The sequence below is a fragment of the Planomicrobium stackebrandtii genome (assembly GCF_030814955.1).
GTDB classification, from domain to species: Bacteria; Bacillota; Bacilli; order Bacillales_A; family Planococcaceae; genus Planococcus; species Planococcus stackebrandtii.
The window spans coordinates 142,636-169,545 of record NZ_JAUSWB010000009.1 but is presented as its reverse complement, the minus strand read 5'-3'; the positions used below and the strand labels follow the sequence as shown (position 1 = coordinate 169,545).

The 26,910-nt window shown below is 44.4% G+C and carries 28 protein-coding genes and 2 other annotated features; of the genes, 2 read left to right on the top strand and 26 right to left on the bottom strand.

Features of this window, described 5'->3' with window-relative positions:
* Positions 1–96: 96 nt before the first annotated feature.
* The 9 genes from QOZ98_RS16870 to zapA form a co-directional block, all read right to left on the bottom strand.
* Positions 97–870, bottom strand: a complete 774-nt coding sequence (locus tag QOZ98_RS16870; RefSeq protein ID WP_308788475.1) for an electron transfer flavoprotein subunit beta/FixA family protein — start codon at positions 868–870, stop codon at positions 97–99.
* A 20-nt stretch (positions 871–890) separates the two neighbouring features.
* The gene (locus QOZ98_RS16865) at positions 891–1,664 is read right to left on the bottom strand and encodes an enoyl-CoA hydratase (protein WP_142827674.1); all 774 of its coding nucleotides are present in this window, start codon (positions 1,662–1,664) and stop codon (positions 891–893) included.
* Positions 1,665–1,681: 17 nt separating this feature from the next.
* A complete protein-coding gene (locus QOZ98_RS16860; RefSeq protein WP_308788474.1) occupies positions 1,682–2,266 on the bottom strand; it encodes a TetR/AcrR family transcriptional regulator in 585 nt (194 codons plus the stop codon).
* Between the two features lie 96 nt (positions 2,267–2,362).
* Positions 2,363–4,054 carry an AMP-binding protein gene (locus QOZ98_RS16855; RefSeq protein ID WP_308788473.1) on the bottom strand — a complete coding sequence of 564 codons (1,692 nt, stop codon included), beginning with the start codon at positions 4,052–4,054 and terminating at the stop codon, positions 2,363–2,365.
* Between the two features lie 373 nt (positions 4,055–4,427).
* Positions 4,428–4,841 carry a DUF350 domain-containing protein gene (locus QOZ98_RS16850; protein ID WP_142827671.1) on the bottom strand — a complete coding sequence of 138 codons (414 nt, stop codon included), beginning with the start codon at positions 4,839–4,841 and terminating at the stop codon, positions 4,428–4,430.
* Positions 4,842–4,864: 23 nt separating this feature from the next.
* Positions 4,865–7,225 carry an endonuclease MutS2 gene (locus QOZ98_RS16845; protein ID WP_308788472.1) on the bottom strand — a complete coding sequence of 787 codons (2,361 nt, stop codon included), beginning with the start codon at positions 7,223–7,225 and terminating at the stop codon, positions 4,865–4,867.
* Positions 7,226–7,318: 93 nt separating this feature from the next.
* On the bottom strand, positions 7,319–9,028 hold the full coding sequence (gene polX / locus QOZ98_RS16840; RefSeq protein ID WP_308788471.1) for a DNA polymerase/3'-5' exonuclease PolX: 1,710 nt from the start codon (positions 9,026–9,028) through the stop codon (positions 7,319–7,321).
* Between the two features lie 56 nt (positions 9,029–9,084).
* Positions 9,085–9,621, bottom strand: a complete 537-nt coding sequence (locus QOZ98_RS16835; RefSeq protein WP_308788470.1) for a CvpA family protein — start codon at positions 9,619–9,621, stop codon at positions 9,085–9,087.
* 5 nt (positions 9,622–9,626) lie between these two features.
* A complete protein-coding gene (gene zapA, locus QOZ98_RS16830) occupies positions 9,627–9,887 on the bottom strand; it encodes a cell division protein ZapA (RefSeq protein ID WP_065537053.1) in 261 nt (86 codons plus the stop codon).
* 82 nt (positions 9,888–9,969) lie between these two features.
* On the opposite strand from zapA, the gene rnhC reads away from it, so the two are divergent.
* Entirely contained in the window at positions 9,970–10,902 is a 933-nt protein-coding gene (rnhC, locus tag QOZ98_RS16825) for a ribonuclease HIII (RefSeq protein ID WP_308788469.1), read from the top strand.
* Positions 10,903–10,959: 57 nt separating this feature from the next.
* On the opposite strand, the gene QOZ98_RS16820 is transcribed toward rnhC, so the two are convergent.
* The 12 genes from QOZ98_RS16820 to QOZ98_RS16765 form a co-directional block, all read right to left on the bottom strand.
* Positions 10,960–12,444 (bottom strand): pilus assembly PilX N-terminal domain-containing protein, encoded by a 1,485-nt coding sequence (locus tag QOZ98_RS16820; protein WP_308788468.1) that lies wholly within the window; start codon positions 12,442–12,444, stop codon positions 10,960–10,962.
* Positions 12,437–12,880, bottom strand: coding sequence for a PilW family protein (locus tag QOZ98_RS16815; RefSeq protein WP_308788467.1), 444 nt, complete (start codon positions 12,878–12,880; stop codon positions 12,437–12,439). The genes QOZ98_RS16820 and QOZ98_RS16815 overlap by 8 nt, the downstream gene beginning before the upstream one ends.
* On the bottom strand, positions 12,877–13,320 hold the full coding sequence (locus QOZ98_RS16810) for a type IV pilus modification PilV family protein (protein ID WP_308788466.1): 444 nt from the start codon (positions 13,318–13,320) through the stop codon (positions 12,877–12,879). The genes QOZ98_RS16815 and QOZ98_RS16810 overlap by 4 nt, the downstream gene beginning before the upstream one ends.
* A gap of 165 nt (positions 13,321–13,485) precedes the next feature.
* Entirely contained in the window at positions 13,486–15,885 is a 2,400-nt protein-coding gene (pheT, locus tag QOZ98_RS16805) for a phenylalanine--tRNA ligase subunit beta (protein ID WP_308788465.1), read from the bottom strand.
* Positions 15,886–15,899: 14 nt separating this feature from the next.
* Positions 15,900–16,937 carry a phenylalanine--tRNA ligase subunit alpha gene (gene pheS, locus QOZ98_RS16800; RefSeq protein WP_308788464.1) on the bottom strand — a complete coding sequence of 346 codons (1,038 nt, stop codon included), beginning with the start codon at positions 16,935–16,937 and terminating at the stop codon, positions 15,900–15,902.
* A gap of 38 nt (positions 16,938–16,975) precedes the next feature.
* Positions 16,976–17,203, bottom strand: a binding site (T-box leader).
* Between the two features lie 45 nt (positions 17,204–17,248).
* Entirely contained in the window at positions 17,249–18,016 is a 768-nt protein-coding gene (locus QOZ98_RS16795; protein WP_308788463.1) for a TrmH family RNA methyltransferase, read from the bottom strand.
* A 170-nt stretch (positions 18,017–18,186) separates the two neighbouring features.
* Complete coding sequence (locus tag QOZ98_RS16790; protein WP_142827663.1) at positions 18,187–18,636, bottom strand: small multi-drug export protein; 450 nt, start codon at positions 18,634–18,636, stop codon at positions 18,187–18,189.
* Positions 18,633–19,133, bottom strand: a complete 501-nt coding sequence (locus tag QOZ98_RS16785) for a hypothetical protein (protein ID WP_308788462.1) — start codon at positions 19,131–19,133, stop codon at positions 18,633–18,635. The genes QOZ98_RS16790 and QOZ98_RS16785 overlap by 4 nt, the downstream gene beginning before the upstream one ends.
* A complete protein-coding gene (locus tag QOZ98_RS16780) occupies positions 19,123–19,335 on the bottom strand; it encodes a helix-turn-helix transcriptional regulator (RefSeq protein WP_142827661.1) in 213 nt (70 codons plus the stop codon). Before QOZ98_RS16780 ends, QOZ98_RS16785 begins: the two co-directional genes overlap by 11 nt.
* A 264-nt stretch (positions 19,336–19,599) precedes the next feature.
* A complete protein-coding gene (locus tag QOZ98_RS16775; RefSeq protein ID WP_308788461.1) occupies positions 19,600–20,559 on the bottom strand; it encodes a nuclease-related domain-containing protein in 960 nt (319 codons plus the stop codon).
* Between the two features lie 321 nt (positions 20,560–20,880).
* Positions 20,881–21,969: a M42 family metallopeptidase gene (locus tag QOZ98_RS16770; RefSeq protein WP_308788460.1), complete on the bottom strand. Its 1,089-nt coding sequence runs from the start codon at positions 21,967–21,969 to the stop codon at positions 20,881–20,883.
* A gap of 75 nt (positions 21,970–22,044) precedes the next feature.
* Positions 22,045–22,530 carry a dUTP diphosphatase gene (locus QOZ98_RS16765; protein ID WP_308788459.1) on the bottom strand — a complete coding sequence of 162 codons (486 nt, stop codon included), beginning with the start codon at positions 22,528–22,530 and terminating at the stop codon, positions 22,045–22,047.
* 96 nt (positions 22,531–22,626) lie between these two features.
* On the opposite strand from QOZ98_RS16765, the gene QOZ98_RS16760 reads away from it, so the two are divergent.
* The gene (locus tag QOZ98_RS16760) at positions 22,627–23,019 is read left to right on the top strand and encodes a sigma-w pathway protein ysdB (RefSeq protein WP_308788458.1); all 393 of its coding nucleotides are present in this window, start codon (positions 22,627–22,629) and stop codon (positions 23,017–23,019) included.
* Between the two features lie 3 nt (positions 23,020–23,022).
* Here QOZ98_RS16760 and QOZ98_RS16755 read toward each other — a convergent pair whose 3' ends face one another.
* The 5 genes from QOZ98_RS16755 to thrS form a co-directional block, all read right to left on the bottom strand.
* On the bottom strand, positions 23,023–23,301 hold the full coding sequence (locus tag QOZ98_RS16755) for a DUF1294 domain-containing protein (RefSeq protein ID WP_308788457.1): 279 nt from the start codon (positions 23,299–23,301) through the stop codon (positions 23,023–23,025).
* A 132-nt stretch (positions 23,302–23,433) separates the two neighbouring features.
* Positions 23,434–23,793 (bottom strand): 50S ribosomal protein L20, encoded by a 360-nt coding sequence (rplT, locus tag QOZ98_RS16750; protein ID WP_142827656.1) that lies wholly within the window; start codon positions 23,791–23,793, stop codon positions 23,434–23,436.
* Positions 23,794–23,943: 150 nt separating this feature from the next.
* On the bottom strand, positions 23,944–24,144 hold the full coding sequence (gene rpmI / locus QOZ98_RS16745; protein WP_006831131.1) for a 50S ribosomal protein L35: 201 nt from the start codon (positions 24,142–24,144) through the stop codon (positions 23,944–23,946).
* 27 nt (positions 24,145–24,171) lie between these two features.
* Positions 24,172–24,678: a translation initiation factor IF-3 gene (infC, locus tag QOZ98_RS16740; protein WP_215098906.1), complete on the bottom strand. Its 507-nt coding sequence runs from the start codon at positions 24,676–24,678 to the stop codon at positions 24,172–24,174.
* A gap of 83 nt (positions 24,679–24,761) precedes the next feature.
* Positions 24,762–24,902: a sequence feature (ribosomal protein L20 leader region), on the bottom strand.
* A gap of 57 nt (positions 24,903–24,959) precedes the next feature.
* Positions 24,960–26,888 carry a threonine--tRNA ligase gene (gene thrS / locus QOZ98_RS16735; protein WP_308788456.1) on the bottom strand — a complete coding sequence of 643 codons (1,929 nt, stop codon included), beginning with the start codon at positions 26,886–26,888 and terminating at the stop codon, positions 24,960–24,962.
* Positions 26,889–26,910 lie beyond the last annotated feature (22 nt).

Here is a 26,910-nt window from a genome sequence, read left to right as displayed (position 1 = left end):
GGTCATAAGCCAACCCAGCTGTGTGGCAAAGAGCGCCACTTCGCTGGTTCGTCTTATGCCTTTCAGAGCTGAACAGGCACTTCCGCTTTTCTTTGCTTATATAACCTTCGCTTCGTTGCGCAGCAAGCCTACCAATTCTGATACCTGGTTGGAGATGTCGCCTTCAAGAATACGGCCAGCCGCTTTTTTCGGCGGCAAATAGATCTCGATTGTTTCTGTTTTTGCTGATACATCATCTTCTTCGATATCCAGATCATCCAATTCCAATTCTTCAAGCGGCTTTTTCTTCGCTTTCATAATTCCTGGAAGTGATGGGTAGCGCGGCTCGTTCAAGCCTTGCTGCGCTGTAACAAGAAGCGGCAATGACGTTTCCAATTCTTCCGCATCCCCTTCGATATCACGGACGATGGTCACTGTTTCGCCTTCAATGCTTAAGCTGGTAATGGTTGTTACGTAGTTAATGCCAAGCAAATCGGCAACACGCGGCCCAACTTGTCCAGATCCACCGTCGATTGCGACGTTACCTGCCAAAATCAAATCAGCTTCTTTGTCTTTCAAGTATTCAGCCAGTATGTACGCAGAAGTAAACTGGTCCATTTCTTCGATATCGTCTTCTGTATTGATCAAGACAGCTTTGTCAGCGCCCATTGCCAGTGCTGTGCGCAACTGTTTTTCTGCTTCTTCATTGCCGATCGTGACAACTGTCACTTCGCCGCCGTGTGCGTCGCGGACTGTAATTGCTTCTTCAATCGCGTACTCATCGTAAGGATTAATGATGAATTCCGCCCCGTCTTCCTGGATTTGTCCACCTGAAACGACGATTTTCTCTTCTGTGTCAAATGTGCGTTTTACCAATACATAAATGTTCATGAACGTAAACCTCCCAAGTATTATTTCCCTTTAAATTGTGCTTCACGTTTCTCCAGAAATGCCTGGATTCCTTCTTTTGCATCTTCTGAAACAAAAACCGTTCCAAAAGATTGTGCTTCAGCGTTTACGCCTTCATGATACGACGCTGGCTTGGCGTACTGCAGCATCTCGATTGCCGCTTTCACAGAAACCGGGCTTTTCTTCGCTATTTTACGGGCGATTGTAAGCGTTTCCGAAAGTAGGTCTTCTTCTGCATAAGCACGATTCGCCAAACCATATTGCGCTGCTTCTGTACCGGAGATCGGATCACTCGTCAACAGCATTTCTGCCGCTTTTGCCGTGCCTACATATCTTGGCAGACGCTGCGTTCCAGCAAATCCAGGGATCAATCCTAATTGAAGCTCCGGTAATCCCAGTTTAGCATTTTCGGTGACAAATCGCATATGGCAACTCATTGCCAATTCCAATCCGCCGCCTAAAGCTGCCCCGTGAATTGCCGCAATAACAGGCTTATGGAAAGTTTCGACGCGTTCAAAAACTTCCTGGCCGCTCGCTGATAGTTTCGAGAACTCTTCTCCAGAAGATACTTGCGTAAATTCCTTGATGTCTGCACCAGCAGAAAAGAACCTGCCTTCTCCGTGCAAGACGATGACGCGAACCTCTTCATCATTTTCAACCTGGTTCAACAATTCATCAACTTCCAAAATGAGTGAACGCGATAGCGCATTTGCCGGCGGACGATTGATCGTCGCCACAGCTACGCCATCTTCTTTTTTCCAGCTAATAAATTCCATCCAATGAGCCCCTCTCTTTAAGCCTGCATGCCTTTCAGCAGCAAACGCTGAACTTGTGGTACGAGTTCGACTAAATCATATTTATGATCATTCATGACCCATGTGGTAATGGTCTCATCCATTGTACCAAAAACCATCTGTCTGGCTAAACGAATATCCATGGCTGCATCAAATTCTCCATCTTCCATGCCTTTAACCAGGATCTTATCCATCAGCTTTAAATATTCCCGCAGGACATTATTGATTTTTATGCGGATTTCATGATTGGACTGCCGCAATTCAAGCTGAGTAACAATTGCCAAATGAATGTCTCCTGCCAATAGCTCGAAGTGGCTTTCAATCATCAGCCCCAGTTTAGTCGAAGCATCCAGATCACGGGAAATGATTTGTTCCAGCTTGCTGACGAACACGCCCATCTTTTCCTGGAATACAGAAATCAGAATGTCTTCCTTGTTTTTAAAATACAAATAAATGGTTCCGTCGGCCACACCAGCCTGTTTGGCTATTTTTGAAACCTGCGCTTGATGATAGCCATTTTCAGCAATGACAATAACTGCCGCATCGATGATTTGTTTATACTTTGGCTTATCTTTTTTTACCATACTGTCACCACCCAAAAAAATATGAAAATATGAATGGCGATTCATTCATATTTTCATATTATAGTTTATTGTATTTAGTGTCAAGTTTTTATCCCTTTATGATGGAATTGCTTCATTCTGTTTGGAGACCTCTTCATCCACAAGCGAGCGGCGCAGAATTTTCCCAACTGCTGTTTTTGGCAATTCTTTGCGGAATTCATAAATGCGCGGCACTTTGAATGACGCCAGATTTTCCCGGCAATGCGTATTCAGTTCTTCTTCTGTTACAGTATAGCCTTCTTTTAGAACAATGTATGCTTTTACCGTTTCTCCGCGATACGGATCGGGAATTCCGGCTACTACACATTCCTGAATCGCTTCGTGTTCATACAGCACTTCTTCAATTTCACGCGGGTAAATATTAAAACCGCCGGCGATGATCATGTCTTTTTTGCGATCGACAATAAAGAAGTTTCCTTCATCGTCCATATAGCCAAGATCTCCGGTCAACAACCAGCCATCAACGATTGTGGCAGCTGTTTCTTCCGGTTTGTTCCAATAGCCTTTCATAACTTGAGGCCCTTTGATGGCAATTTCTCCGATCTCGCCATTTGGAACTGGGTCGGTTGTGCCTGTCTGGAAGATTTTGCAGTCTGTGTCCGGATACGGAAAGCCGATGGAGCCTTTCGTCCGTTTTCCCCAAACCAAATTTGAATGGCTGACAGGTGAAGTTTCCGTCAATCCATAGCCTTCGACCAACTTACCGCCAGTCAGCTTTTCGAATTTCTCCTGGACTTCTGCCGGCAATGGAGCGGAACCGCTAAGGCAAGCTTCAATTGAAGACAAATCGTATTTGGCGATATCTGGATGGTTCATCAACCCAATATAGAGTGTCGGCGCTCCCGGGAAGAGTGTTGGTTTTTGCTTGTTAATGGTTTTTAATGCCGTTTCAGAATCGAATTTTGGTAACAGGACCATTTTATTGCCGAGCATTACGGACAGGATCAATACTGTCGTTAAGCCGTAAACATGGAATAACGGGATGATGCCCATAATCGTCTCTTCGCCTTTTTTGCATTTATACAGCCAGCTGTCGCACATCGTCGCATTGGAAATAATGTTCTTATGCGTCAGCATGACACCTTTCGGAGAACCGGTGGTGCCTCCTGTGTATTGCAGCAAAGCCAAATCTTCCTGGAAATCAAAAGGTGTTTCCACAACAAAAGGCTGTGAAGTCTTCATAATTTCGGTAAACAGGTGATTGACTCCCCGGTGCTCTACTTTAACGGTCATGCCGTACTGCTTTTTCTGGATAAACGGATAGACCAGATTTTTCGGGAAAGTCAGGTAATCCTTTATGCCGGTAATGATGACATTCTCCAAATCCGTTTCCTTGATTACTTTTGAAATTCTTGGGAATAGGATATCCAAACTGATAATTGCCCGCGCCCCTGAATCTTTCATCTGGTAGGCAATTTCCCGTTCCGTATAGAGCGGGTTGGTCATGACAACAACACCGCCAGCATAAAGGATCCCGTAAAAGCTGATCACCGCCTGCGGACAGTTCGGGAGCATAATTGAAACCCTGTCGCCTTTTTTAATCCCTATTTTTTGAAGGTAGTTCGCAAACTTCATGGAGGATTGGTACAGTTCCTCATATGAAAGTTCTTTCCCCATAAAATGGATCGCCACTTTTTGCGGATACTTTTCATAGGCTTTTGTTAAATATTCCTGTACCGGCATACTTGGATAAGTCAGCGTATGCGGGATCTCCGGTGGATAATGGGCTAGCCACGGTTTTTCAGTCATTCTTTAGACCTCCTAAATTTTATTAGAATCGTGCGAATATTCCTATTTTTAATTATAGAGAATAATGACACCGCTTACAAACTTTATTTATATAAGTTGAAGTTATTATGCAAACTGAATGTGCAGGCGTTAGGAATTTTCCTGTTCTTAACAGTTTCGGCCGCTTAGAGCATAGCTTTCGCAATGTTTGGATCTATCCTTGCATCGTTCTTTCACAAGCCAAGTGCAAGGTGCAGAACCCACCTAAGTAAAAAAGCCAGCACAAAGGCTGGCCAGCTTTCTAGAAAATAAACAGGAAGATAACTCCCACTATCAAAAAGATCGCACAAAAGACAAACAAGATTTTAATTAGATTTTCCACTCTATCCAACTCCTATTGAATACTGGCTCCGATGACAAACGACAATCCGACAGAGATGACCATCGAAATGAGGCCGACAGAACGGTTGTCCTGCTCGATTTCGTCATCCACTTTAAACTTGGGCGTTAGGAACTCAAACAGAATATAAGCGAAAATCAGCAAAGTAAAGCCGAATAATCCCCAACCGATCATTTCGAACAGAGAATTATGCTGTTCAATGGAAAAGCGGAAAATATTGGTGACGCCGAAAATTTTTCCGCCTGTCGCCATGGCCACCGACAAATTCCCTTTTTTGATTTGTTCCCAGTTATTATATTTTGTCACCATTTCGAAAATCACCATGGAGACGATCAAACACAATACCACCACACTGAAATAGCCGGCTGACTCGACCAGCGGGTGCGTCCAAAAACCTGTTTCTGTCATTTCTTATACCCCTTTATGGAAACTCACTTTAGTTCGGCGACTGTGACACCCGAACCGCCTTCCCCCGCTTCGCCAAACCGGTAGTTTTTTACACGCGGATGTTTTTTCAAGTATTGCTGAACGCCTTGTCGCAAAGCACCGGTCCCTTTTCCGTGAATAATTGATACTTGATGGTAATTTGATAATAACGCATCATCGAGGTATTTTTCAACACGTGCAAGTGCGTCTTCATAGCGTTCCCCGCGCAAATCAAGTTCCATTTTCACATGGCTGTCACGATCTTTCAAAGTGGCCATAGTCCGTGTTTCTTTTTGCTTTTCCGGTTTAGTGTAAGACAAATCAGATTCTGGCAGCTTCATTTTCAAAATGCCGATTTGAACGATCCATTCATTTTTAGAAACTTTTTCGACCAAAGTCCCTTTTTGTCCGAAGGAAATCACTTTGACTTCGTCATTTGCTTTTAACGGTTTGGCTGCATTGTCTTTGGCTGCTTTTTTCAGGATGCGATTTTGAGGCATAGCATCTTCCAACCGTTTTTTCGCATCGATCAGTTCATGCTCTTTGACCGACGAACTTTGGTTAAATTGCATTTTGCGAAGATCCGATATGACAGCTTCTGCTTCAGCACGTGCTTCGTCGACGATTTTTCGTGCCTTGTCCTTCGCTTTTTCTTCCAGCCGTTCTTTTTGCTGCTCGTATTCTTCCAGCTGCTTCGCCAGCTCTTTTTTCAGCTGTTCTGATTCTGACAGAACTTCTTTTGTCCGCTCCGCGTCCTGTTCCGCCTCGCGACGGCTCTTTTCAAGAGATGCAATCATCGAATCCACTGCTTTGCTGTCGGTTCCGGTAAAGCTCTTCGCATGGTTGATAATATGATCCGGCAGACCAAGGCGTTTCGAAATTTCAAACGCATTGCTTCGGCCGGGAACCCCGATCAGCAGGCGATAGGTCGGACTTAATGTTTCTACGTCAAATTCTACGCTGGCATTCGCCACACCCGGACGGTTATAACCATAGGCTTTCAGTTCCGGATAATGTGTCGTCGCAATCACGCGCGCTCCTCTGCCATGGACTTCGTCCAATAGCGAAATGGCCAGAGCTGCACCTTCCTGCGGATCTGTCCCTGCTCCCAATTCATCGAAAATCACTAGGGAGTTTTCATCGAACTTGGTCAGAATGTCGACAATGTTGACCATATGGGAAGAAAACGTACTCAAGCTTTGCTCGATCGACTGCTCATCGCCGATATCGGCAAAAATCTGGTTGAACACCGACAATTCCGAACCATCAAGTGCAGGCACCGGCAATCCGGCTTGAGCCATCAAAGTCGTTAATCCGACGGTCTTTAAGGTTACTGTCTTCCCGCCTGTATTGGGACCGGTAATGACAATGGCCGTGATGTCCCCGCCAAATTCGATATCGTTCGGCACCACTTCATCTTTTGGAATCAGCGGATGGCGCGCTTTCCGTAAGTTAATATAGCCGTCTGTATTCATCGTCGGTTTAGTGCCTCTATGTGTAGCGCCGTATTTTGCCTTAGCCAGGATCAAGTCGATTTCACCCAGAACTTCAACCAAAAGGAAAAGTTCATGGGCAACTTCCTGCACCTGTGCGGATAACATCAGCAAAATACGGTCAATTTCTTCTTTTTCCTTCATCTTCAACCGGCGAACTTCGTTGTTTGCCTGCACGACGGCGTCCGGTTCAATGAACAATGTCTGCCCTGAAGAAGATTGGTCGTGCACGATGCCCCCGTAATGGCTGCGGTATTCTTGTTTGACCGGAATAACAAAGCGGTCATTGCGAATGGTCACGATGGAATCTGACAGCATTTTCGAAGCATTTTTGCCGCGTACCAAGCTTTCCAGCCGTTCGCGGACACGGCTTTCCTGCGTCCGCAACTGCTGGCGGATGGAACGCAATTCAGAGCTTGCACTGTCCAATACGCCGCCATTGTCATCGATGCAGATGTTGATGGCATGTTCTAAAGCCGTCAAAATCGGCATGGATTGTTTTTTCTCCAGAAAATGCGGAATTTGAATGACCGCTTCTTCCTGGATCGTTTCAAAAAATTGGCGGAGGATGCGGCTTGCGCGAATCGTCGATGATACTTCCATCAGCTCCATCGGGCTCAGACTGCCGCCAATTTGTGCGCGTCGTGCATGCAGGCGAATGTCGAAAATACCGCCCATCGGCACATTGTTTTTCACACGCAAAACTTGCGCACCTTCGTCCATCTGTTCCAATAGCCGATTGACTTCGTTTATATCCGTAGATGGCAAAAGCTTATCCACATGGGCTTTTCCAAGTGATGATGTGCAATACCGTGCGACTTCATCGCGGATTTTATAAAATTCAAGTGTCCTTAATGCTCGTTCTGCGATCATTGAAGAACCTCCTAACGTTTCAAATAAATTAACAGTTGCTCAGTAAAATATTCCCGCCTCCATTGCCTGCAGCGAATTGAGACGATCTATTCTTTATTTCGACTTGCTTATATACGCTTTCAGCTTTTCAAGTGACCATGTATTGACTATTGTATCTTTTTTTAGCCATGCTTTTTGGGCGTGCTTGACGCCGGTTTCCATGACTTCCAGGCCTTCAATGGCATGGGCATCTGTATTGATCGCTACCGGTACGCCTTTTTCCTGTGCCATTACCAAGTACGGTACAGCAAGATCCAAACGGTATGGGCTGGCATTCAATTCGACAATTTTGCCGTATTCTTTTGCCCAATCCAGAATCTGCTCAACATCCGGATCATAGCCGTCACGCTGGCCAACGATCCGTCCGGTTGGATGGGCAATCATGTGGACGTATGGATTTTTCATCGCCGTTAAAATCCGTTCCATGATTTGTTCCTGCGGCTGCTGGAAACTCGAGTGGATGCTGGCAATGACAAAGTCCAGCTGTTTTAGCAAATCGTCGTCAAAATCAAGCGATGCGTCAGGCAAAATATCCATTTCGGTTCCGGACAACACTTCTATTGCCGGATATTGCCCGTTCGTTTCCCGAATCAGGGCATGCTGCTCCTTTAAACGTTCAGGAGTCAGCCCATTTGCCACTTTCAAATATTGTGAGTGGTCAGTGATGACCATGTATTGATAGGATTTAGCCACACAGGCTTCAATCATTTCTTTCAATGAATTGGCACCATCTGACCAGGTGGTATGCATATGCAAATCGCCTTGAATATCCTCAAGCGTTACCAGCTCCGGCAATTCTTCCAGGCGGTCAAGTTCCCGTCCATCTTCACGAACCGACGGTGGAATAAAAGGCAAGCCAAAATGCGCAAAAAACTCAGTTTCGGATTTGAAAGTCGCCACAGTGCCGTCTTCTTGCTCAACGCCGTACTCACTAATTTTCTTTTGCTGTGATTTGGCCAGCTGGCGCATTTTGACATTATGGTCCTTGGATCCGGTAAAATGATGCAGCGCAGTGACAAATTCTTCAGGTGCCACCAAACGGAAATCAACATCAATCGGTTCCAACACATCTACAGTGACTGACACTTTCGTGTTACCAGACGCAATCGTCTCCTGCACCGGCAATGCGGCAAGCAGCTGCTCTTTCACGCGCGCCGGTTCAGACGTTGCGATAATAAAGTCCAGATCCTTGCTGGTTTCTTTAGTCCGCCGGAAACTTCCTGCAACTGAAAACTCGGCGACTTCTGCAATCGTAATCAAAACATCTTCTATAAATGCAACTGTTTCTTCTGTTTTCCAGATCGGCTGTCGGTCCGGCTTGGTCTCAAAATCGTTCAGCTCTTTCAGGATCTTTTCCTCGGATTTCGCCCCAAAGCCTGGAAGCTTCTGAATTTCCTGATTCAGGCACGCAGCTTTTAAAGCTTCCATCGAATCGATCCCCAGTTCTTTATACAACTTGGCGATTTTCTTGCCGCCCATTCCCTGCAGCTTCATCATTGGAACGAGTCCTTTCGGCACTTCTTCCTGCAGCTCTTCCAGAACGGTCGACTTGCCACCATTGATCAGCTCAAGAATAACTTCCCCTGTTCCTTTTCCGATGCCTTTAAGTTTCGTGACGTCCTCAATTTCATCCAGGCTGCGCTGGTCAAGCTCAAGCGCCTGTGCAGCTTTCCGGAACGCCGATACTTTAAACGGGTTTTCCCCTTTGAGTTCCATATATAACGCAATCTTTTCAAGTGTTCTGATGATAATCTTCTTATTCACCAAAAGCCCTCCTCGTTTCGACTAAAAAAACTTCCCTCGTAAGAGAGAAGTTCCTACTACATATAAATATACCACCATTCTTTTACTTTCTCAGAGAAATAAGGCGTATGCTCCAGCATAGACTGGGCAATTCCGGAATTCTCCAATTGGTTTTGCACAACGTCCAATGGAAGCAATGCAAACACATAGATGAAAATAAACAGCAGTATGTAAACTTCAACAAACCCTAAAACCGCACCCAGAATTTTGCTGAAAAATCCAAGCACCGGCAAAAACTTCAAGAAATCAAACATCGACGCAATCAGTTGCAAAGCAAACTTCACCACAAAAAAAATAAGGGCAAACGCCAATAACTGATAGAAAGTCTGATCCAAGTCCAACTGGTCTACAACAAGCGTAAACTGGGAATTTTCATTTACAGATGGGTAAGGAATCCACAGCACAAAGTATTCGGATAAAGGTTTATAGTATTTATAGGCCACGACCAGTGCAATAACAAACCCGATCATATGGATCAGTTGGACAATAAAACCTCTTTTGGCGCCCACAATGATGCCACCGATCAGTAAGATGATTAATAGAATATCAAGCATTCACGTCAACCCTTCAGTTTTTTCAATTCATTTTCTAATTGTTCAACTTGCTCTTTCAGTTTAAGATAGTCATGTACCGCATTTGATGCAGTCAAAACGGCAAGCTTCGCCTGATCCAATGATGGATTTAACGCATTGATCTCCCGCATTTTGCTGTCGACAATCGATGCAACCAATCTCATGTGGCCGGAAGTTTCGGTACCGACCATTTTATAAGTGTTGCCATAGATGTCAACGACTGTGTGAATTTTATGTTGCTCTGACAATGCAATATCCCCCTTTAGAATTCTATAAACCATCATACCATGAACACAAGCCGATTGTGAATCAAAGAAAGGTGACCTGCCCATGTCGAATACTGTACTGAAACTGCCCGAGGAAAGCCTCCTCCAATTGATTTCACATTACGAGAAAAATAAGACCCAAACCAAAAATCCTTATGCCCGTTTCACCGCTAAGTTGACGGACACCGTCGTAACCGTCTACACTTCCGGAAAAGTCATGTTCCAGGGAAACGGCGCGGACCGGGAAGCTGCCAAATGGGGTGAGGTATTGCCAGCTGCCGATAAAACGGTGTCTGCCAAAGGCGACAAGCTGCCCGACGGATTTGCCAAGCTATCGGTCCTGGGATCCGACGAAACCGGCACGGGCGATTTTTTTGGCCCGATCACTGTGGCCGCCTGCTATGTGCCGGCGGATGGAGTCGAGCTTGCGCATGAACTTGGCGTCAAAGATTCCAAGCAGTTGACAGACGCCTGGATGCGCCAAGTAGCTCCTGACCTGAGAGCAGCATTCGCACACAAAGTGCTGACCTTGAAAAACGATAAGTACAACCGAGTCCAAAGACAAGGCTGGTCCCAGGGAAAAATAAAAGCATTGCTGCATAACCAGGCACTTAAACATGTTTTAAACAATATTGCACCCGAAAAACCAGACGCCATCCTGATCGATCAGTTTGCCGAACGCGCCATCTATTACAAGCACATCAAAGAAGAACCCGAAATCATCCGCGAGAACGTCCTGTTCTCCACGAAAGCAGAAGGCCTGCATGTATCGGTCGCCTGCGCATCCATCATCGCCCGCGTCGCGTTTCTTGAAGAAATGGACCGCATGGGTGCGGAAGCTGGAGTTACGCTGCCAAAAGGCGCTGGGAAGATTGTCGATGAAGCAGCAGCGAAGATTTTGCTGAAGCATGGCGAGGAGTATTTGGAGGGGTTGACTAAGGTGCATTTTGCTAATACGGGTAAGGCGAAGGGGTTGGCTGGGAAGCGTCAGCGGTGAAATAATATAAAAAAATGGGGCTGTTTAAAAACCAGCCCCATTTTTTTGTATAGCAGTTTAGTTTGGAATTTCCTTTATCAACAGTTTAGTAAAACCCGCTTCCCCTTTTTCACTGCTGCCAACTTGCCAAAAAGGATTTTCATTTAAATTTACGCTGTTGCTTATTACCTTAGCACCCCCATCCATCTTAAAGGTTTTGGATATGACTCCCCCTCTTAACGTTCCACTGCCAGTGAGTTCGACTGCTGCATTTGGAGCAAAAACTACTGTACCACTAGCTGTACCTTGCGTCCCGCCACTGAACTTCACTGACTGTCCACCTGTAACTAAATGCCCTGTTACCCCAGCCGATCCAACAACTTCTAAATTTGCATCTTTAGCATAAACTGAAGCATTAAACTGAGCGTAGCTGGAACTTTTTATAGTTTTAGGTACACTCGGAGTCTTTGACGGTCCGACATATATAAATAAATTATCTGTATTTTGAGGATTTAAGTTTCCATCAATTTGAATGTTGTCTTTTAGATAAATTGTCAGTTTGCCTTTTCCTTCGACATGCAAATGTCCGCTTCCACTAATATTGTTTACCACAATTGAGCGGTCCTCATTAACTATAAAAGTTAACTTTCTGTTGCTGTTGAATGTAATATTATTTATTTCATAATTTTTATCCAAAATGATTTTATGGTTTTCAACTAAATAACTTGTGATGTTTATATTTTTATCCGAAACAACTTTGTGGTTGCCTACATTCATATTAGGCATGGTTGCAAAGTTTATTGGGAACTCAGGAAATGGTGGCAAAGGATATTCTACAAGTTGGTGCTCTTTTAAGATCGCAGGCTTGTTTTCGTTTATCCACCATGTAGGTGCACTGAATACATTATTTCCAGATGCTACCGGAACAATAATATCACCTTTAACAGAAGGATTCCCTGAAATTTCTATACCTTTAGAGCTGTATTTATTAAGAATTAAGTTGCCTTCTATTGTTCCATTTGACAACAATATTTTATCGTTTGAAAATACTCCTAGATTCGGTGGAAGTGAAATTTGATCGCCTGCGCTGAATGAAACACTAAAATCTCCTCCAACAGTTCGCGTTCGTGTTCCGATTTCTCCTTTAGAGACAATTTCGTACTTACGTTCTTTTAAGTTCTCATCTATTTCCAATAGCTTTACTGTTACTGTAGCAAAAGGAGTCTCTCCACTATTTTCTTCAAATTCATTGATTACTTTACTGTTCAAAATATCCTGTTCTAGTTTAGCAAAGAAATCCTGTTCATTTTGGATAGTTTGCGAATTTGATAGAGAATCTACTAAAGCATCAATATCTGAGAGAACAACAGTAGTTCCACTTTCTGCAATGTAATAAACAGCTTGGTCTTTGCGTTCACTATCTGACAACTTTAATGAATTCATAGTTATCGAGATTAGGCTTATTCCCAAAATAGAAAAAAAAACCAAAATTAATAAAACGATAGGAAGGGTATATCCTACTTCACTTTTGAATAAATATCTGTTTTTTAATAACTTACTCAATAATTACACCTTCTCTAAGGTAAATTTCGGTACTCAGCTTTTGGCTATTACTATTTCCTTCCTTACTCTCTATTTCAATCAATAAAGTTCTATCAATAAAATGAAATGCTAAAACAGCAATATTAGATGCAATGACTTCCTCATCTTTTTTTATTTGTCCATTATCTAGTGAGAAAACTAACTTTTCGTTACTTCCAAGTACTAAATCACCATTCACAATTGAGACTTTGTCAGTCATTCTTATTTCTTTAGTAACCACCTTTGCAATATACCGCATGTCTGTAATTTGTTCTGATCTTGCTGTTTGGTTTTGATACGTTTTATTTCCATTTGAAAATATACTTAGGATAAGAACCATAACGATCCCCCCAATTACTATGACCGCTAACAGTTCAACTAATGTAATGCCCCTTTGTTGTTTAAGAAGTTTTTTCATTGATTGTCCTCTTCCCACACCACAACGTTTTCCATTTTAGCTCTGACAACATTATTTTCTTTTTCTAGTACCTCTACAATTACGTTAATTCTATTAGAAGTCGTATTTTTTATTCGTATACTATACTTCTCAGTTGAATCAGGAATACTTTTTTCATATTTGATCCACTCATTATTAGATGAAGAGACACCCATTCCATATCTTTTATCCATCTCAATTTTTGGTGTATCCACAATAGGTGCTTTCGAAAGTGCTATAATAGATTCCATTTCTTTTTGAGCAAGGTATGTGCTGTCTACAATATTTTCTGAAGTTATATTAGTTTTTGCCCCTTGAGCAAATAAAGTAAAAAAAGAGACCAAAATTAAAGTAATTAAAACAGTTGATGCTAAAACTTCAATTAAGGTCAATCCTTTTTCGGCTTCCAATATTTTTTTCATATAAGCCCTCACTTTAATATAATAGATAAATACTATCACATTTTTTCATTTTTAAGGCTATTCTTCCCTATAAAAAGTAAATTTTTTATACCATCATACTTATTAAATCAAAAAAAGAGAGTGAATCCATTGGACTCACTCTCTTTAGCACTACTATCGAACCAGTTAACTCCTCAACTCTGCTCCAACTTCTGTCAAAGCTGCCAATACTTTTTCATGAGCGTTGATGACTTCTTCATCCGTCAAGGTTTTTTCCGGATCAAAGTAAGTCAAGGAGAAGGCGACTGATTTTTTGCCTTCTTCCATTTTGTCGCCTTCGTACAGGTCAAACACGCGGACATCTTTCAACAGCTTGCCGCCTGCGTTGCGGATAACTGTTTCGATCGTTCCGGCTTCAACAATTTTTGAAAGCACTAATGCCACATCACGGGACATCGACGGATAGCGCGGCACTGGCGTATAGAGCAATGCAGCTGTCTCAATATTCAACAGCAGTGCCAGATTTAACTCCATAACGACCGTCGTTTTCAAGTCACGCTCTTTTTGTTCAGAAGGATGCAACTGACCGATTACCCCGATGCGATGGCCATCAAGCATGATGAAGGCTGTTCTGCCTGGATGCAAATCGTCCATTTGGCCGCGCTCGAACGTCAACTGGACGCCAAGTTTCGTGCCAAGAGTTTCCACAATTCCTTTTAGCACGAAAAAGTCGACTGGCTTTTTCTCGCCTTGCCAGCTGTTGTCGAGCCATAAGCCTGTGATTGCCACCGCTAAATGTTCCTGCTCGTTCAACAATTCGTCGTCGCCTTTCAGGAATACCGAACCGGTTTCATACAAAGCCACCGAATCCATTCTTCTGGCCGTGTTGTACGTGACCGATTCTAAAAGATGCGGCAACAGGCTTTGTCTCAAGATACTGCGTTCTTCACTCATAGGCATCAACAAACGCGTTGTTTCCGTTTCTTCCAAAGCAAATTGCTTCGCCGATTTCTCGGAAGTCAGCGAATAGGTCGTTGCTTGAAGCAATCCAGCACCTTCCAAAAGCGAGCGGACAATGCGGCGTTTGGCCTGATAAGGCGTCAAACCGCCAGGAGTCGTTTCTGCTTCCGGCAAAGTTGCAGGAATTTCATCATAGCCATACAGGCGTGCAATTTCTTCAATCACATCTTCAGGAATCTGGATGTCCTGGCGGCGTGTCGGAACGGAAATGACCAGTTGGCCATTTGCCGCTTCCGTATTGAATTTCAAACGGTTCAGAATATCCCACATGTCTTCAAAGGAAATCTTCATCCCCAGACGGCTGTTAATGAAATCCGGAGAAACTTTAACAATTTTCTCTTCTTTATTCAATTCGTCGAATACCACAGATCCAGCCAATACTTCCCCACCCGCAAGCTCAGAAAGCAATTGCGCTGCGCGCTCTGCAGCCGGGATGACACGGTTTGGATCCACGCCTTTTTCATAGCGTGAACTCGCATCGCTGCGTAGTCCGTGGTCTTTCGAAGTTTGGCGAACAGAACCGGATTCGAAATAAGCAGATTCGATCACTACAGTCGTTGTCGCTTCACTTACTTCTGAGTCCGCGCCGCCCATGACACCGGCAATCGCCACTGGTTTTTCGCCGTTGGTGATGACCAGCTGGTGGCCGGACAGTTTGCGTTCAGCATCGTCCAATGTGGTAATCATTTCTCCTTCTTTTGCGTGGCGAACGGTGATATTGCCCGTTTCCAGCAAGTCGTAGTCAAATGCGTGAAGCGGCTGGCCGTATTCCATCAAAATGTAGTTGGTCACGTCGACCACGTTATTATGCGGACGGACACCAGCTGACATCAAACGCTGCTGCAGCCACATCGGTGACTCCTGCACTTTAATGTTGCGGACAACTTTCGCTACATATAGCGGATTGGCTTCAGGTGCATCAACATTTAATGTCAGCATGGATGCTGCTGTGTCGGATGCTTCTTTGTAGCTGATTTCAGGCAATTTCACTTCTTCAGAAAGAATCGCTCCGACTTCATAAGCCACACCGATCATGCTCATCGCGTCTGCTCGGTTTGGAGTCAATCCCAGTTCCAATACGGTATCGTTCAAATCAAAGTTTGTCAGAACGTCAGAACCGGTTTCCGCGTCTTCCGGCAATACGTATATCCCTTCCGCATAAGCTTTAGGAACAAGTTTGCCTTCAATGCCCAGTTCCTGCAGCGAGCAGATCATGCCGTGCGATTCTTCACCGCGAAGTTTGGCTTTTTTGATCTTGATGTCGCCAGGAAGTTTTGCGCCGGGACGTGCCACTATGACTTTTTGGCCAGCCGCGATGTTCGGTGCGCCGCAAATGATTTGTGTAGTTTCTTCGCCAACATTCACTTGGCAGATTGATAACTTGTCTGCTTCCGGATGCTTGACGCACGATTCAACATAACCAACGACGATATTTGTCATGCCGTGTGACCGGTCAATGACCGCATCCACTTCGATGCCGGAACGCGTTATTTTTTCACCCAGTTCAGCAGGTGGCAATTGTTGAGTGTTTACATAGTCTTTTAACCAGTTAATGGATACGAGCATGTGTTAGTTCCTCCTTAAAGTTCTGTACGTTGGAATTGGGATAAAAAGCGGACATCGTTTGTATAGAAATGACGGATATCCTCGACGCCGTATTTAAGCATGGCAATTCGTTCTGGCCCCATGCCGAAAGCGAATCCAGTCAGGCGTTTCGAATCATAGCCGGCCATTTCAAGAACATTCGGATGCACCATTCCAGCGCCCAGAATTTCAATCCAGCCTGTTTTCTTGCAGACGTTGCAGCCGCTTCCGCCGCATTTAAAGCAGGAAATATCCATTTCAACAGAAGGCTCCGTGAATGGGAAGAAGCTTGGGCGTAGGCGAATTTCACGATCGTCGCCGAACATTTTCTTGGCGAATACGGAAAGTGTCCCTTTAAGATCGCTCATGCGGATATCTTCCCCGATGACCAATCCTTCGATTTGCGTAAATTGATGCGAATGCGTCGCGTCATCGCTGTCGCGGCGGTATACTTTGCCCGGACAAATGATTTTGATCGGTTCGCCGCCTTTTGCTTCCATGGTCCGTGCCTGTACCGGCGATGTATGTGTACGCAGCAAAATGTCTTCAGTTATATAGAAGGAATCCTGCATATCACGCGCCGGATGTCCTTTCGGCAAGTTCAATGCTTCAAAATTATAATAGTCTTTTTCCACTTCCGGGCCTTCTGCCACTTCATAGCCCATCGAAATGAACAAGTCTTCAATTTCTTCCACAACACGCGTCAACGGATGCGGGTTGCCCGTTTTGACGGGACGGCCCGGCAGCGTGATGTCGATTGTTTCGCTTTGCAGCTTCTGATTGATTGCTTCTTCTTCGAGAATGACCATGCGGCCTTCCAGCTGCGTCGTCACTTCTTCACGGACAACGTTAACCAAAGCACCCATTTTCGGACGTTCTTCGGCCGGCAGTTTCCCCATGCCTTTCAATAAATCAGTAATCGGCCCTTTTTTGCCCAAATAAGCCACACGCACGTCATTCAACTCTTTAACGGTCGATGCCGCAGTGATCTTATCCAGTGCCTGTGTTTTCAATTCCTGCAATTGTGCTTCCATTTTTTCTCCTCCTTAGACAGTAAAAAGCCCCGTCCCAGAAAAGGGACGAGGCATTATTCGCGGTACCACCCTAGTTATCGCCAAAAAGCAATCACTCATTTACATAACGGCTCTTCACCGGCCTATCTTTACAGCATTTCTGCTGGTCCCGTCAGGCAGCTCGCGGGGTGAACTTCTGAGGCGTTTACATATCCACACTTCCAGTCAAGGTGCGGAATCTCTGTAATGTAAGGGCGCAACATACTTTTCCCGTTCTTCGCTTTTACTTATTTACTTCTTTATTATACGAAAGTTCACGATTTTTATCAAACTTAGTTTTTCGGCACCAAGCTGTATAGGAGAATACCTGTAGCCACTGCCACATTCAGCGATTCTGCACTGCCATAAAGTGGCACCATCAAATTCTGGTCTGTTTGCTGCAACAAGACCGGATCGACGCCGCTGCCTTCATTGCCGACAATCAATGCAAATTGCTCGTGTGTCTGGGCTTCGTGAACCGGCGTCGAGTTTTGCAGCGCCGTTCCGAAAATTTGGATGCCGCTTGCTTTCGCCTGAGCGGTCCAGTCGATCAGCTCCCCTTTAACGACAGGAATCTGGAAATGCGATCCTTGAGCCGAGCGGACCGTTTTTGGATTAAATGGATCTGCACAGCCTTTTCCCAAGATGACGGCATCAATCCCGCTCGCTGATGCTGTTCGGATCATTGTACCGATGTTGCCGGGATCTTGGACTGCATCAATCATCAGCAGCTTGGTCCACGTCTTTTGTTCGTCTTCCGTAAACTCAGGTTGTGCGCAATGAGCGAAAATCCCTTGGGTATGCTCGGTTTCCGAAATCTCCTTGGCCACTCCGGCCGTTACGGAATATTGAGGAACCCCGTCAACGTCCCAGTCTGCGGGAATGTCTACCCCTTCACGGACGATCAATGATTTGATAAGCTCTTTTTTCTTTAGGGCCTCTTCCGTCAAATGAAAGCCTTCCACCAGGAATTCCGCAAACTTGTCGCGCTCTTTCCGGGTCGTTCCAAGCTTTTTCCAATGCTTGACGAGTGAGTTTTGGTTTGATTCAATTCTTTTCATTACAGGATCACGCCTTTATTTCAGAGTAGTTCCAGTATAGCATACAGAAAAGCGGAAGCGCCCATCTAGCCCCGACAAGCGCTGGAAGCCTTTACGGTAATGGCGTCTTTTGCCATTGCTGGAAAGGCTGAAGCGACCCGAGGGGCTGGACGCTGGAGTCTGGACGCAGCTTAGATTTCCCTCGTGAAGAAATCAAAACCGAGCGCCGTCAATACACCGAATGCCAACGACCAAACCGCTATGCTGATTGTCAGCCAGACAGTTGTGTTCTTTTTGGTCGCGCCTAGCGTCATTCCGATAAATGCTGCAATATGCGTTCCGATCAAAATCGGGCCGAGCATGGCGAGGCCAGGCAATCCGTATTTGTTCCAAATCTGTTTGGCGCGTTCGCTTTTTTTCGAAACGGTTTTGCCTTTCGCTTCCTGGCGTTTGTTGTACCAAAGTTGAAAGCGGTCAAAGCCGATAATCAATGCCAGCACTGTCAACATGTTGCCGACAAAAGCGACCACAATTACCCATAACGGAGATAGTCCCCAGACAATGCCCAATGGAATTACCAATGCAATTTCCAGCCACGGAATAGCGGCCCCTAAAAAGACAAGAAAATATTCATAGATCATTCAACTTCCTCCTTAAAATGCTTTCGGATTTCTACATAATAAATCACGTATTGGATAAGGGCTACCAGCAGAATTCCCCATACGATAAACAGGCGCGGCAACGGGGTGACCATCGCAAAGACTGCCAGCAGCGGCAAACTCCATGACATGAATGTGTAAACCTTTTGAGAGGCTTTTCGTGTGATATACGTCATTCCTTCATCCTGCTCCAAGTATTCAAGCGGACGGATGGAGAAAGGAGAAACTTTTTGAGTTGGATTTTTTCTATTATGGCGCAATAGCTGAAAAATGAAAGTTGCCAGCATTGCCACATAAAGTACAGCTGTACCGACCACGATAAATCCGGCAACTGGTTCCAGTTCAATCATAATGCTTTGTTCGGTATCTGTGTTGACTATTTCAGTTACGGGAGAACTAATGCCGTACGCAAACATTCCCAATACTACTATAAATCCCATCATCCACAACGGATACTGCAAGCGAAAATCATTTTTCATTGCCATCCTCCTCCAGCCAAAATAGTTCGTTGACATTTGTCTGAAGCGACTTTGCAAGCTTCAACGCCAGCGTAATCGAGGGGGAAAATTCCCCTTTTTCAATAAACGCGATCGTCTGGCGCGTAACGTCAACTTGCTTACCCAAATCGCTCTGCGTCAAGCCGTAGCGAGCTCGTAGTTCTTTAACCCGATTCTTGAGCATCCGCTTCATCCTTTCTAATTAAATGTTCGGTTTATATAACATAATGTACATTATACTTAACATTAGGTCAAGTATAGTTAACATGTTTTATTGAGTAGTTAGGGTTTCACACTTTTGTTTGCGGAAAAACTATGGTTGTTTGCGGAATAGCATTCGTTGTTTGCGGGATGTAATGGTTTGTTTGCGGAATACCGGACTTTATTTGCGCAATGCCGCAGTTTGTTTGCAGAACACTAAAAAAAGCTTTTCACCAAAGGCGAAAAGCTAGTTATTCTTTAATCGATATGTCCGGTTACGCAATGAGCCAGTATTTTCAAGATCGAGTGTCGCCAATAGCCGGGAAGCGGTATAAGGAGAGTCCAGGTTGCAAAATTGCCGAAGCTGCCGATTGCTGAGCTGAGTATGAATCAACGAAAAGTATTCTTGGATGGTTTGTTGAAAAGCAGACGAATCCATCGTTTCACACTTTTCACACTTCCATCCTACTTTAGATTTCTTCACCATCGTATGCATTTTACAAGTTACACAAAGGATTCCAGTTTGCAATTCATTGGAATCAATTAAGTAGAGCTGACATAAGGGTTGTCGTTTATAAGGGGTATGAAATTTCCGAAGGAGTTTATCGATTTTGGTTAAATTTTGGTGCGCCGTTTTTGGGGGAAAACTCTGGAGTATGGCAAATAGATGATCGATAAGTTGATAAGTTTTACAGACATTATGAGTTGCTGGCTTACTACTAAACTCACATTGTTTGGACGTAAAAACAACGATGCCATCTACTGGCAATTCAATTTTGTGCTGATTTAAAAATTTTTCAAGAAAACGAATATGCTTATTTAATTGGCTCGTCGGATTTTCCATGACAGTTCGTACGCCTTCCAAATCGATTCTCCAGAATTCACCTGTATGATTATCGAAATGAAGTTGGCCGCTGATGTTTTTGGACTCAATAATTATCACACCGCGTTCTGTCAGCAACAACCCATCCATCTGAACCTTCCACTCGCCGAACGACAAGCAAATATTACGCAGATACCGATGGTTTTCTTCCGGATGGAATTCAACCAACTTCCGGGCGAGTCGATCTTCTCCCCGGCTTCCAGCTGACGCTCTGTACAATTCGACTTGAAGAAATTGGCGTTTCGGATGATTTTCGGGCAGCCGGTATAACAATCTTTCCAGCGACTCCGTTTCTGACAGCAAAACAATCTCTTTTTTACTCATTGAGCACCTCCTTACAGAATAACTAGAGTATAGCATTACGCGATTCTTCTTTCCGTAATATTTTTATTTGATCTCTATCGATTTTCCAAGTTCTTTAATAACCAAAAACTTGAACGGATGCTTTTCGCCAGCGAAAAGCGAAAGTTCAAGTGCTTGTTTGCGGAATACAGGACTTTGTTTGCGGAATACATCGCTTTGTTTGCGGGATATCTCATTTTGTTTGCGGAATAACGAACTTTATTTGCATAATACAACGGGTTGTTTGCAGAATCGTATGAAACACTAAAAAACCCTTTCACAAAAAGCGAAAGGGTTCCAAATTTATTCGAATGTAATGCGCGTGACCGTGTCTTTGTCGAGCTTCTTAATCACTTCAATAATCAGCTTTACTGCGTTTTCGTAATCGTCACGATGCAGGATGCCTGCGTGCGAATGGATATAGCGTGTCGCAACGCCGATCGCCAGGGCAGGAACGCCGTTTGCTGTCAGATGGATAGATCCAGCGTCCGTTCCGCCGCCCGCAATCGTTTCGAATTGATACGGAATGCCAGCTTCTTCAGCTGTATCTACAACCAACTCGCGCAAGCCGCGATGCGAAATCATCGAAGCATCGAACAGCAGCAATTGCGGTCCGTCGCCCATTTTGCTGTTCGACTCTTTGCTGGTGATTCCCGGTGTATCGCCGGCAATGCCAACGTCCACTGCAAAACCGATATCCGGTTGAATTTGAGCCGTTGCCGTCTTGGCACCCCGCAAGCCGATTTCTTCCTGAACCGTACCTACTCCGTACACAACGTTCGGATGGTCGACGCCTTTCAGTCCTTTTAAAACATCGATAGCAATCGCACAGCCGATGCGGTTATCCCAGGCTTTTGCCATTAATAGTTTTTCGTTGTTCATCACGGTGAATTCGAAATATGGTGTGACCATATCGCCTGGTGTGACTCCCCATGATTTCGCTTCTTCACGTGACGATGCACCGATATCAATGAACATGTCTTTAATTTCAACGGGTTTCTTGCGCGCTTCCGGTGACAGGATATGCGGCGGTTTCGAACCGATCACACCTGTAATTTTCTTGCCGCTGCGCGTTGTGATTGTCACTCGCTGCGCCAGCATGACTTGCGACCACCAGCCGCCTACTGTTTGGAACTTCAAAAATCCTTTGTCATCGATTTGGGAAATCATGAATCCGACTTCGTCCAAATGGCCAGCCACCATGATCTTCGGTCCGTCAGCCAAACCTTCTTTTTTTGCAATTAAGCTTCCTAAACCGTCCGTTTCAACCGAATCGGCAAATGGTGCTATGTATTTTTTCATGACTTCACGCGATTGGCGCTCGTTTCCTGGAATGCCGTTCGCATCTGTCAATTCTTTCAACATCAATTGTGTTTCATCCAAATTCGTCATTACTTCGACCTCCTAAATAGTTTATCGCTCACTCAGTATAATAGAATACCGGATAATTATCAAAACATTCGTTTATCAGTAGCCATTGTGCTGCCGATCAAAGTTGGTCTTGTTTTTTTGAATGTAAGCCTCGAGCACCTCATCATAGCTGAACTCCAATGCCAGTGCCAGTCCGCCATAGCAGCTCCAAATATCCACATAGTTCGACATTGAAAAATCTTCAAGAAACTCCTGAATCGCTTTTTGTGTCAGCAGGAACAGCTCCGTCAAATCTTTTTCAGCAATTGCTTCCGGCCATGCTTCCAATGTGTCCAACTTTTTTTCGATGCCAAGCGACAGCAAAAAATGGATTGAATCAACATATTCCTCCAGAATGACTGAACGTTCGGACGGGCCTTTCGTGCTCCAAAACTTGAAACAGCGTGTTTCGTTCGCAAGTTCCGCTAATTCTACTAACAGAGCTAGGCCTTTTCTGCGAAAAACATCTTCACTGATCCCCTGGTTTGATTGAATAAAACGATCCAATTCTGCCTGCATTTCGAACAATTCCTGCAACTTCATAAAAATCTCTCCTTTTATTAGAATAAATCTTGAAACCAAACTACTTTTCACTCGTATAGATATCAGTAGGACTATGTAACTTAGGGGGTAATTCAAATGGCTTTTCTCATACGCCTCATTGTATTGGCATTGATCATCTACTTATTTTACCGATTGATCCGCTATATCGTAGATCCTAAAAGGAAATTGGATGCCGCACTTGAATCGGGAACTTATTATTTTCTCGATGACGTAAAAAATGTTCAAAAAAACTTTTTTATTGCGCTTCGCGGCGTACTATTCGAAGGCGAAAAATACCTGGGTACCACCAAAAACTCTTTCGAAGTTGTCACTATTTTTGTCTGGGTGGAAAAACCAGATCAATTGCAGGGCTTCACGAAAGAAGATTTTCACTTTCTCGAAAAGGAAATTGGGATGAATTATCCGGAGGCGCGCATCAACTGGAAAAATCCGATAGAACGCTTAATGAAACAAGAGGAGCAAACTTAACGTTTAAACACCAAAGAAATTCTGGTAACTCCAAATGAGGATCCCAATATCGAGCATCGCGAGCACCAAAAAACCGATGCGGAAATTGGTATGTTTGGTTTTGTGTCGAAATGCCATCATGCCAAGGTAGGCGCCGATGCCGCCACCGAATATTGCTACAGTCCACAAGTTTTTTTCGGGAATTCGCTGACCCCGGTGCTGTGCCTGATGTTTATCGACTTTCATCATGATAAATGCCATGACGGTCAAAATTGCAAAATAGCCGAAGATAATTAAAAACATAGGTTTTTCCTCCATAAAAAAAGACTGACGAAAAATCGTCAGTCTTTTTGTTTTTCGCTAAACGCCTGAGCATTGCAGCTTTCTAGTTGTGTGATGTCTATGAACTGCAACAAACAGGCGCTTATGCTTTTATTACTTAGTTACTGCGTTTTTAGCTTGGTCAACCAATGCTGTGAATGCAGCTGCATCAGATACAGCGATTTCAGCTAGCATTTTGCGGTTGATGTCGATGCCTGCAACTTTCAATCCGTGCATAAGACGGCTGTATGAAATGTCGTTCAAGCGAGCTGCTGCGTTGATACGTGTGATCCAAAGTCTGCGGAAATCACGTTTTTTGTTGCGACGGTCACGGTAAGCATAGTTACCTGACTTCATCACCTGTTGGTTTGCTACTTTGAAAAGGATGTGCTTTGCACCATAATAACCTTTTGCTAATTTAATGACCTTTTTACGACGCTGGCGCGTCACTGTTCCACCTTTTACGCGTGGCATATCACATTACCTCCTGCTGAATATATAAAATTCGATTTTTTGTTGCATGTCTAAACTTAAGCACCCAGATCATCGGGATTATTAGATAAATGCACGGCTGTGCCTCTTCGTCTAATGCCCGCCCAATCTATACGGACGCTTATGCTTTTCTTATTTCATGTTATAGATTAATGACTTGATGCGTTTCAAGTCGCCTGAAGAAACAAGTTTCCCTTTGCGAAGTTTACGCTTTTGCTTAGTAGATTTGTTTGCAAATAAGTGGCTAGTGTGTGAGCTGTTGCGTCTTACTTTACCAGTACCCGTTTTTTTGAAACGTTTTGACGCACCGCTATGGCTTTTCATTTTCGGCATTTCGAATTCCTCCTAAACAATGATCTCTTATTCTTTTTCGTTGACTGGTGCAAGCATCAAGAACATGCTGCGGCCATCCATTTTAGGGCGCTGTTCAACCGTTGCAACTTCTTTGCACGCTTCTGCGAAACGTTCAAGAACACGTTGTCCGATTTCTTTATGCGTAATCGCACGGCCTTTAAAACGAATAGAAGCTTTCACTTTGTCGCCTTTTTCAAGGAACTTGATTGCATTGCGAAGTTTCGTGTTGAAATCGTGATCGTCAATTGAAGGGCTTAAGCGTACTTCTTTGACGATAATCACTTTCTGATTTTTACGGATTTCACGATCTTTCTTCTGTTGCTCAAACTTGAACTTACCATGGTCCATGATACGAGCAACCGGCGGCTTAGCTTGAGGAGCCACAAGAACAAGATCCAAGTTGACACGAGCTGCAATTTCAAGTGCTTCGTTACGCGTTTTGATGCCAAGTTGTTCACCGTTCTGATCAATAACTCGCAACTCACGTGCACGAATACCTTCATTTACATTAATGTCTTTGCTAATAGTAATCCACCTCCGGATAGTGTCGCGAATAGCTTAAATGTGTGAACCGGCCGAACCGGTTTACAGGGTTCCGATCAAAACAAAAGCGGATGGACCACAGAGGTCCACCCGCAAATATGACAACATGCTTCTTTCTGCATGTAAAAGTCAATCGTGTATACCTGCCAACAATCGGTCGATCAGGTGAGAAGCGGGTGCTCCTGCTTGCACATATAAGTATTCTATAACCTTATTCATAATATCACGTGGCCTAGTGACTGTCAACCGTTCTAGCGAAGTTCGCTGTGGACCAGTTTGACGAAGTCTTCAAAAGGCATGCTTTCGGACTTCTGTTCACCGTATTTCCGGACATTGACAGAACCGTCTTCCAGTTCCTTATCACCGATGACCAGCATGTATGGCACTTTTTGCATTTGTGCTTCACGGATCTTATAGCCAAGCTTTTCGTCGCGCTCGTCAATATCAACACGGATTTTATGAGATTGCAGTTTTTCCTGCAGCTCTTTTGTATAAACACTGTGCGCGTCAAGCGAAACCGGAATCAATTCCACTTGCACTGGTGCAAGCCAAGTCGGGAAAGCTCCTTTGTATTCTTCGATCAGGAACGCAACAAAGCGCTCCATTGTCGAAACAACCCCGCGGTGAATAACGACCGGGCGGTGCTGTTTGCCGTCTTCGCCGATATACGACAAATCAAAACGTTCCGGCAAAAGGAAATCAAGCTGGACAGTCGACAGTGTCTCTTCTTTGCCAAGAGCTGTTTTCACCTGGACATCCACTTTCGGTCCGTAGAATGCGGCTTCGCCTTCAACTTCTGTATAATCGATTTCCAGCTCATCCATCGCTTCTTTCAGCATCGCCTGAGCACGGTTCCACATGGCGTCATCATCAAAGTATTTTTCTTTATCTGCTGGATCACGGTAAGACAAACGGAACGAATAATCTTTGATGTCGAAATCTTTATACACTTCAACCACCAAATTAACAACACGCTTGAATTCATCTTTGATCTGATCGGGACGGACAAAGATGTGAGCGTCATTCAACGTCATCCCACGGACACGCTGCAGCCCTGATAATGCGCCTGACATTTCATAGCGGTGCATCAATCCAAGCTCCGCAATGCGGATCGGCAACTGGCGATACGAATGAATGCCTTGTTTGAAAATCATCATATGGTGCGGGCAGTTCATCGGACGCAAGACCAGTTCTTCGTTGTCCATTTTCATAACCGGGAACATGTCTTCCTGGTAATGATCCCAGTGTCCGCTAGTCTTGTACAATTCTACACTGCCCATTACCGGAGTGTATACATGGTCGTAGCCCAAACGCTCTTCTTTGTCGACGATATAGCGTTCGATGATGCGGCGGATTGTCGCACCTTTTGGCAGCCACATTGGCAAGCCTTGGCCAACCTTTTGGGAGTTCATGAATAAATTCAATTCTTTTCCGATTTTACGGTGGTCGCGTTCTTTTGCTTCTTCCAGCATTTCAAGATGGGCTTTCAAATCTTCTTTTTTGAAAAAGGCAGTTCCGTAGATGCGCTGAAGCATTTTGTTGTCGCTGTTCCCTCTCCAATAAGCACCGGCCACACTCAATAATTTAAACTCTTTCAATTTTCCAGTCGACGGTACATGAATTCCCCGGCAAAGGTCAAAAAAGTCGCCCTGCTCATAAATCGATACTTGGTCATCCTCCGGGATCGCTTCAAGCAGTTCCAATTTGTATGGATCCTCAATTGCCGCAAATCGTTTCTGCGCTTCTGCACGTGTTACGTCGTGGCGAATGATCTCGACGTTTTCGTTGATGATTTGCTTCATTTCTTTTTCAATCAGCGGCAAATCTTCTGAAGTGATCGCTGATTCTGTATCGATGTCATAATAAAAGCCGTTTTCGATAACCGGACCAACTCCAAGTTTGGCATCCGGATACATCCGTTTGATCGCTTGTGCCAATAAATGCGCAGTGCTATGGCGCAATACTTCCAATGCTTCGTCGGATTCAGGAGTGATGATGGCAATTTCCCCATCTTCTTTTAAAGGTGCTCGCAAGTCGAACAGTTGGCCGCCTACTTTGCCGGCCAACGCTTTTTTGCGTAAACCCGGGCTGATTGATTGTGCAATTTCTTCAGTAGTTGTGCCCTGTTCAAACTCTTTTACTGCTCCATCAGGGAATTTTAGTTGAATCATGTCTGCCATGCCAATCTCTCCTTTTAGTTAA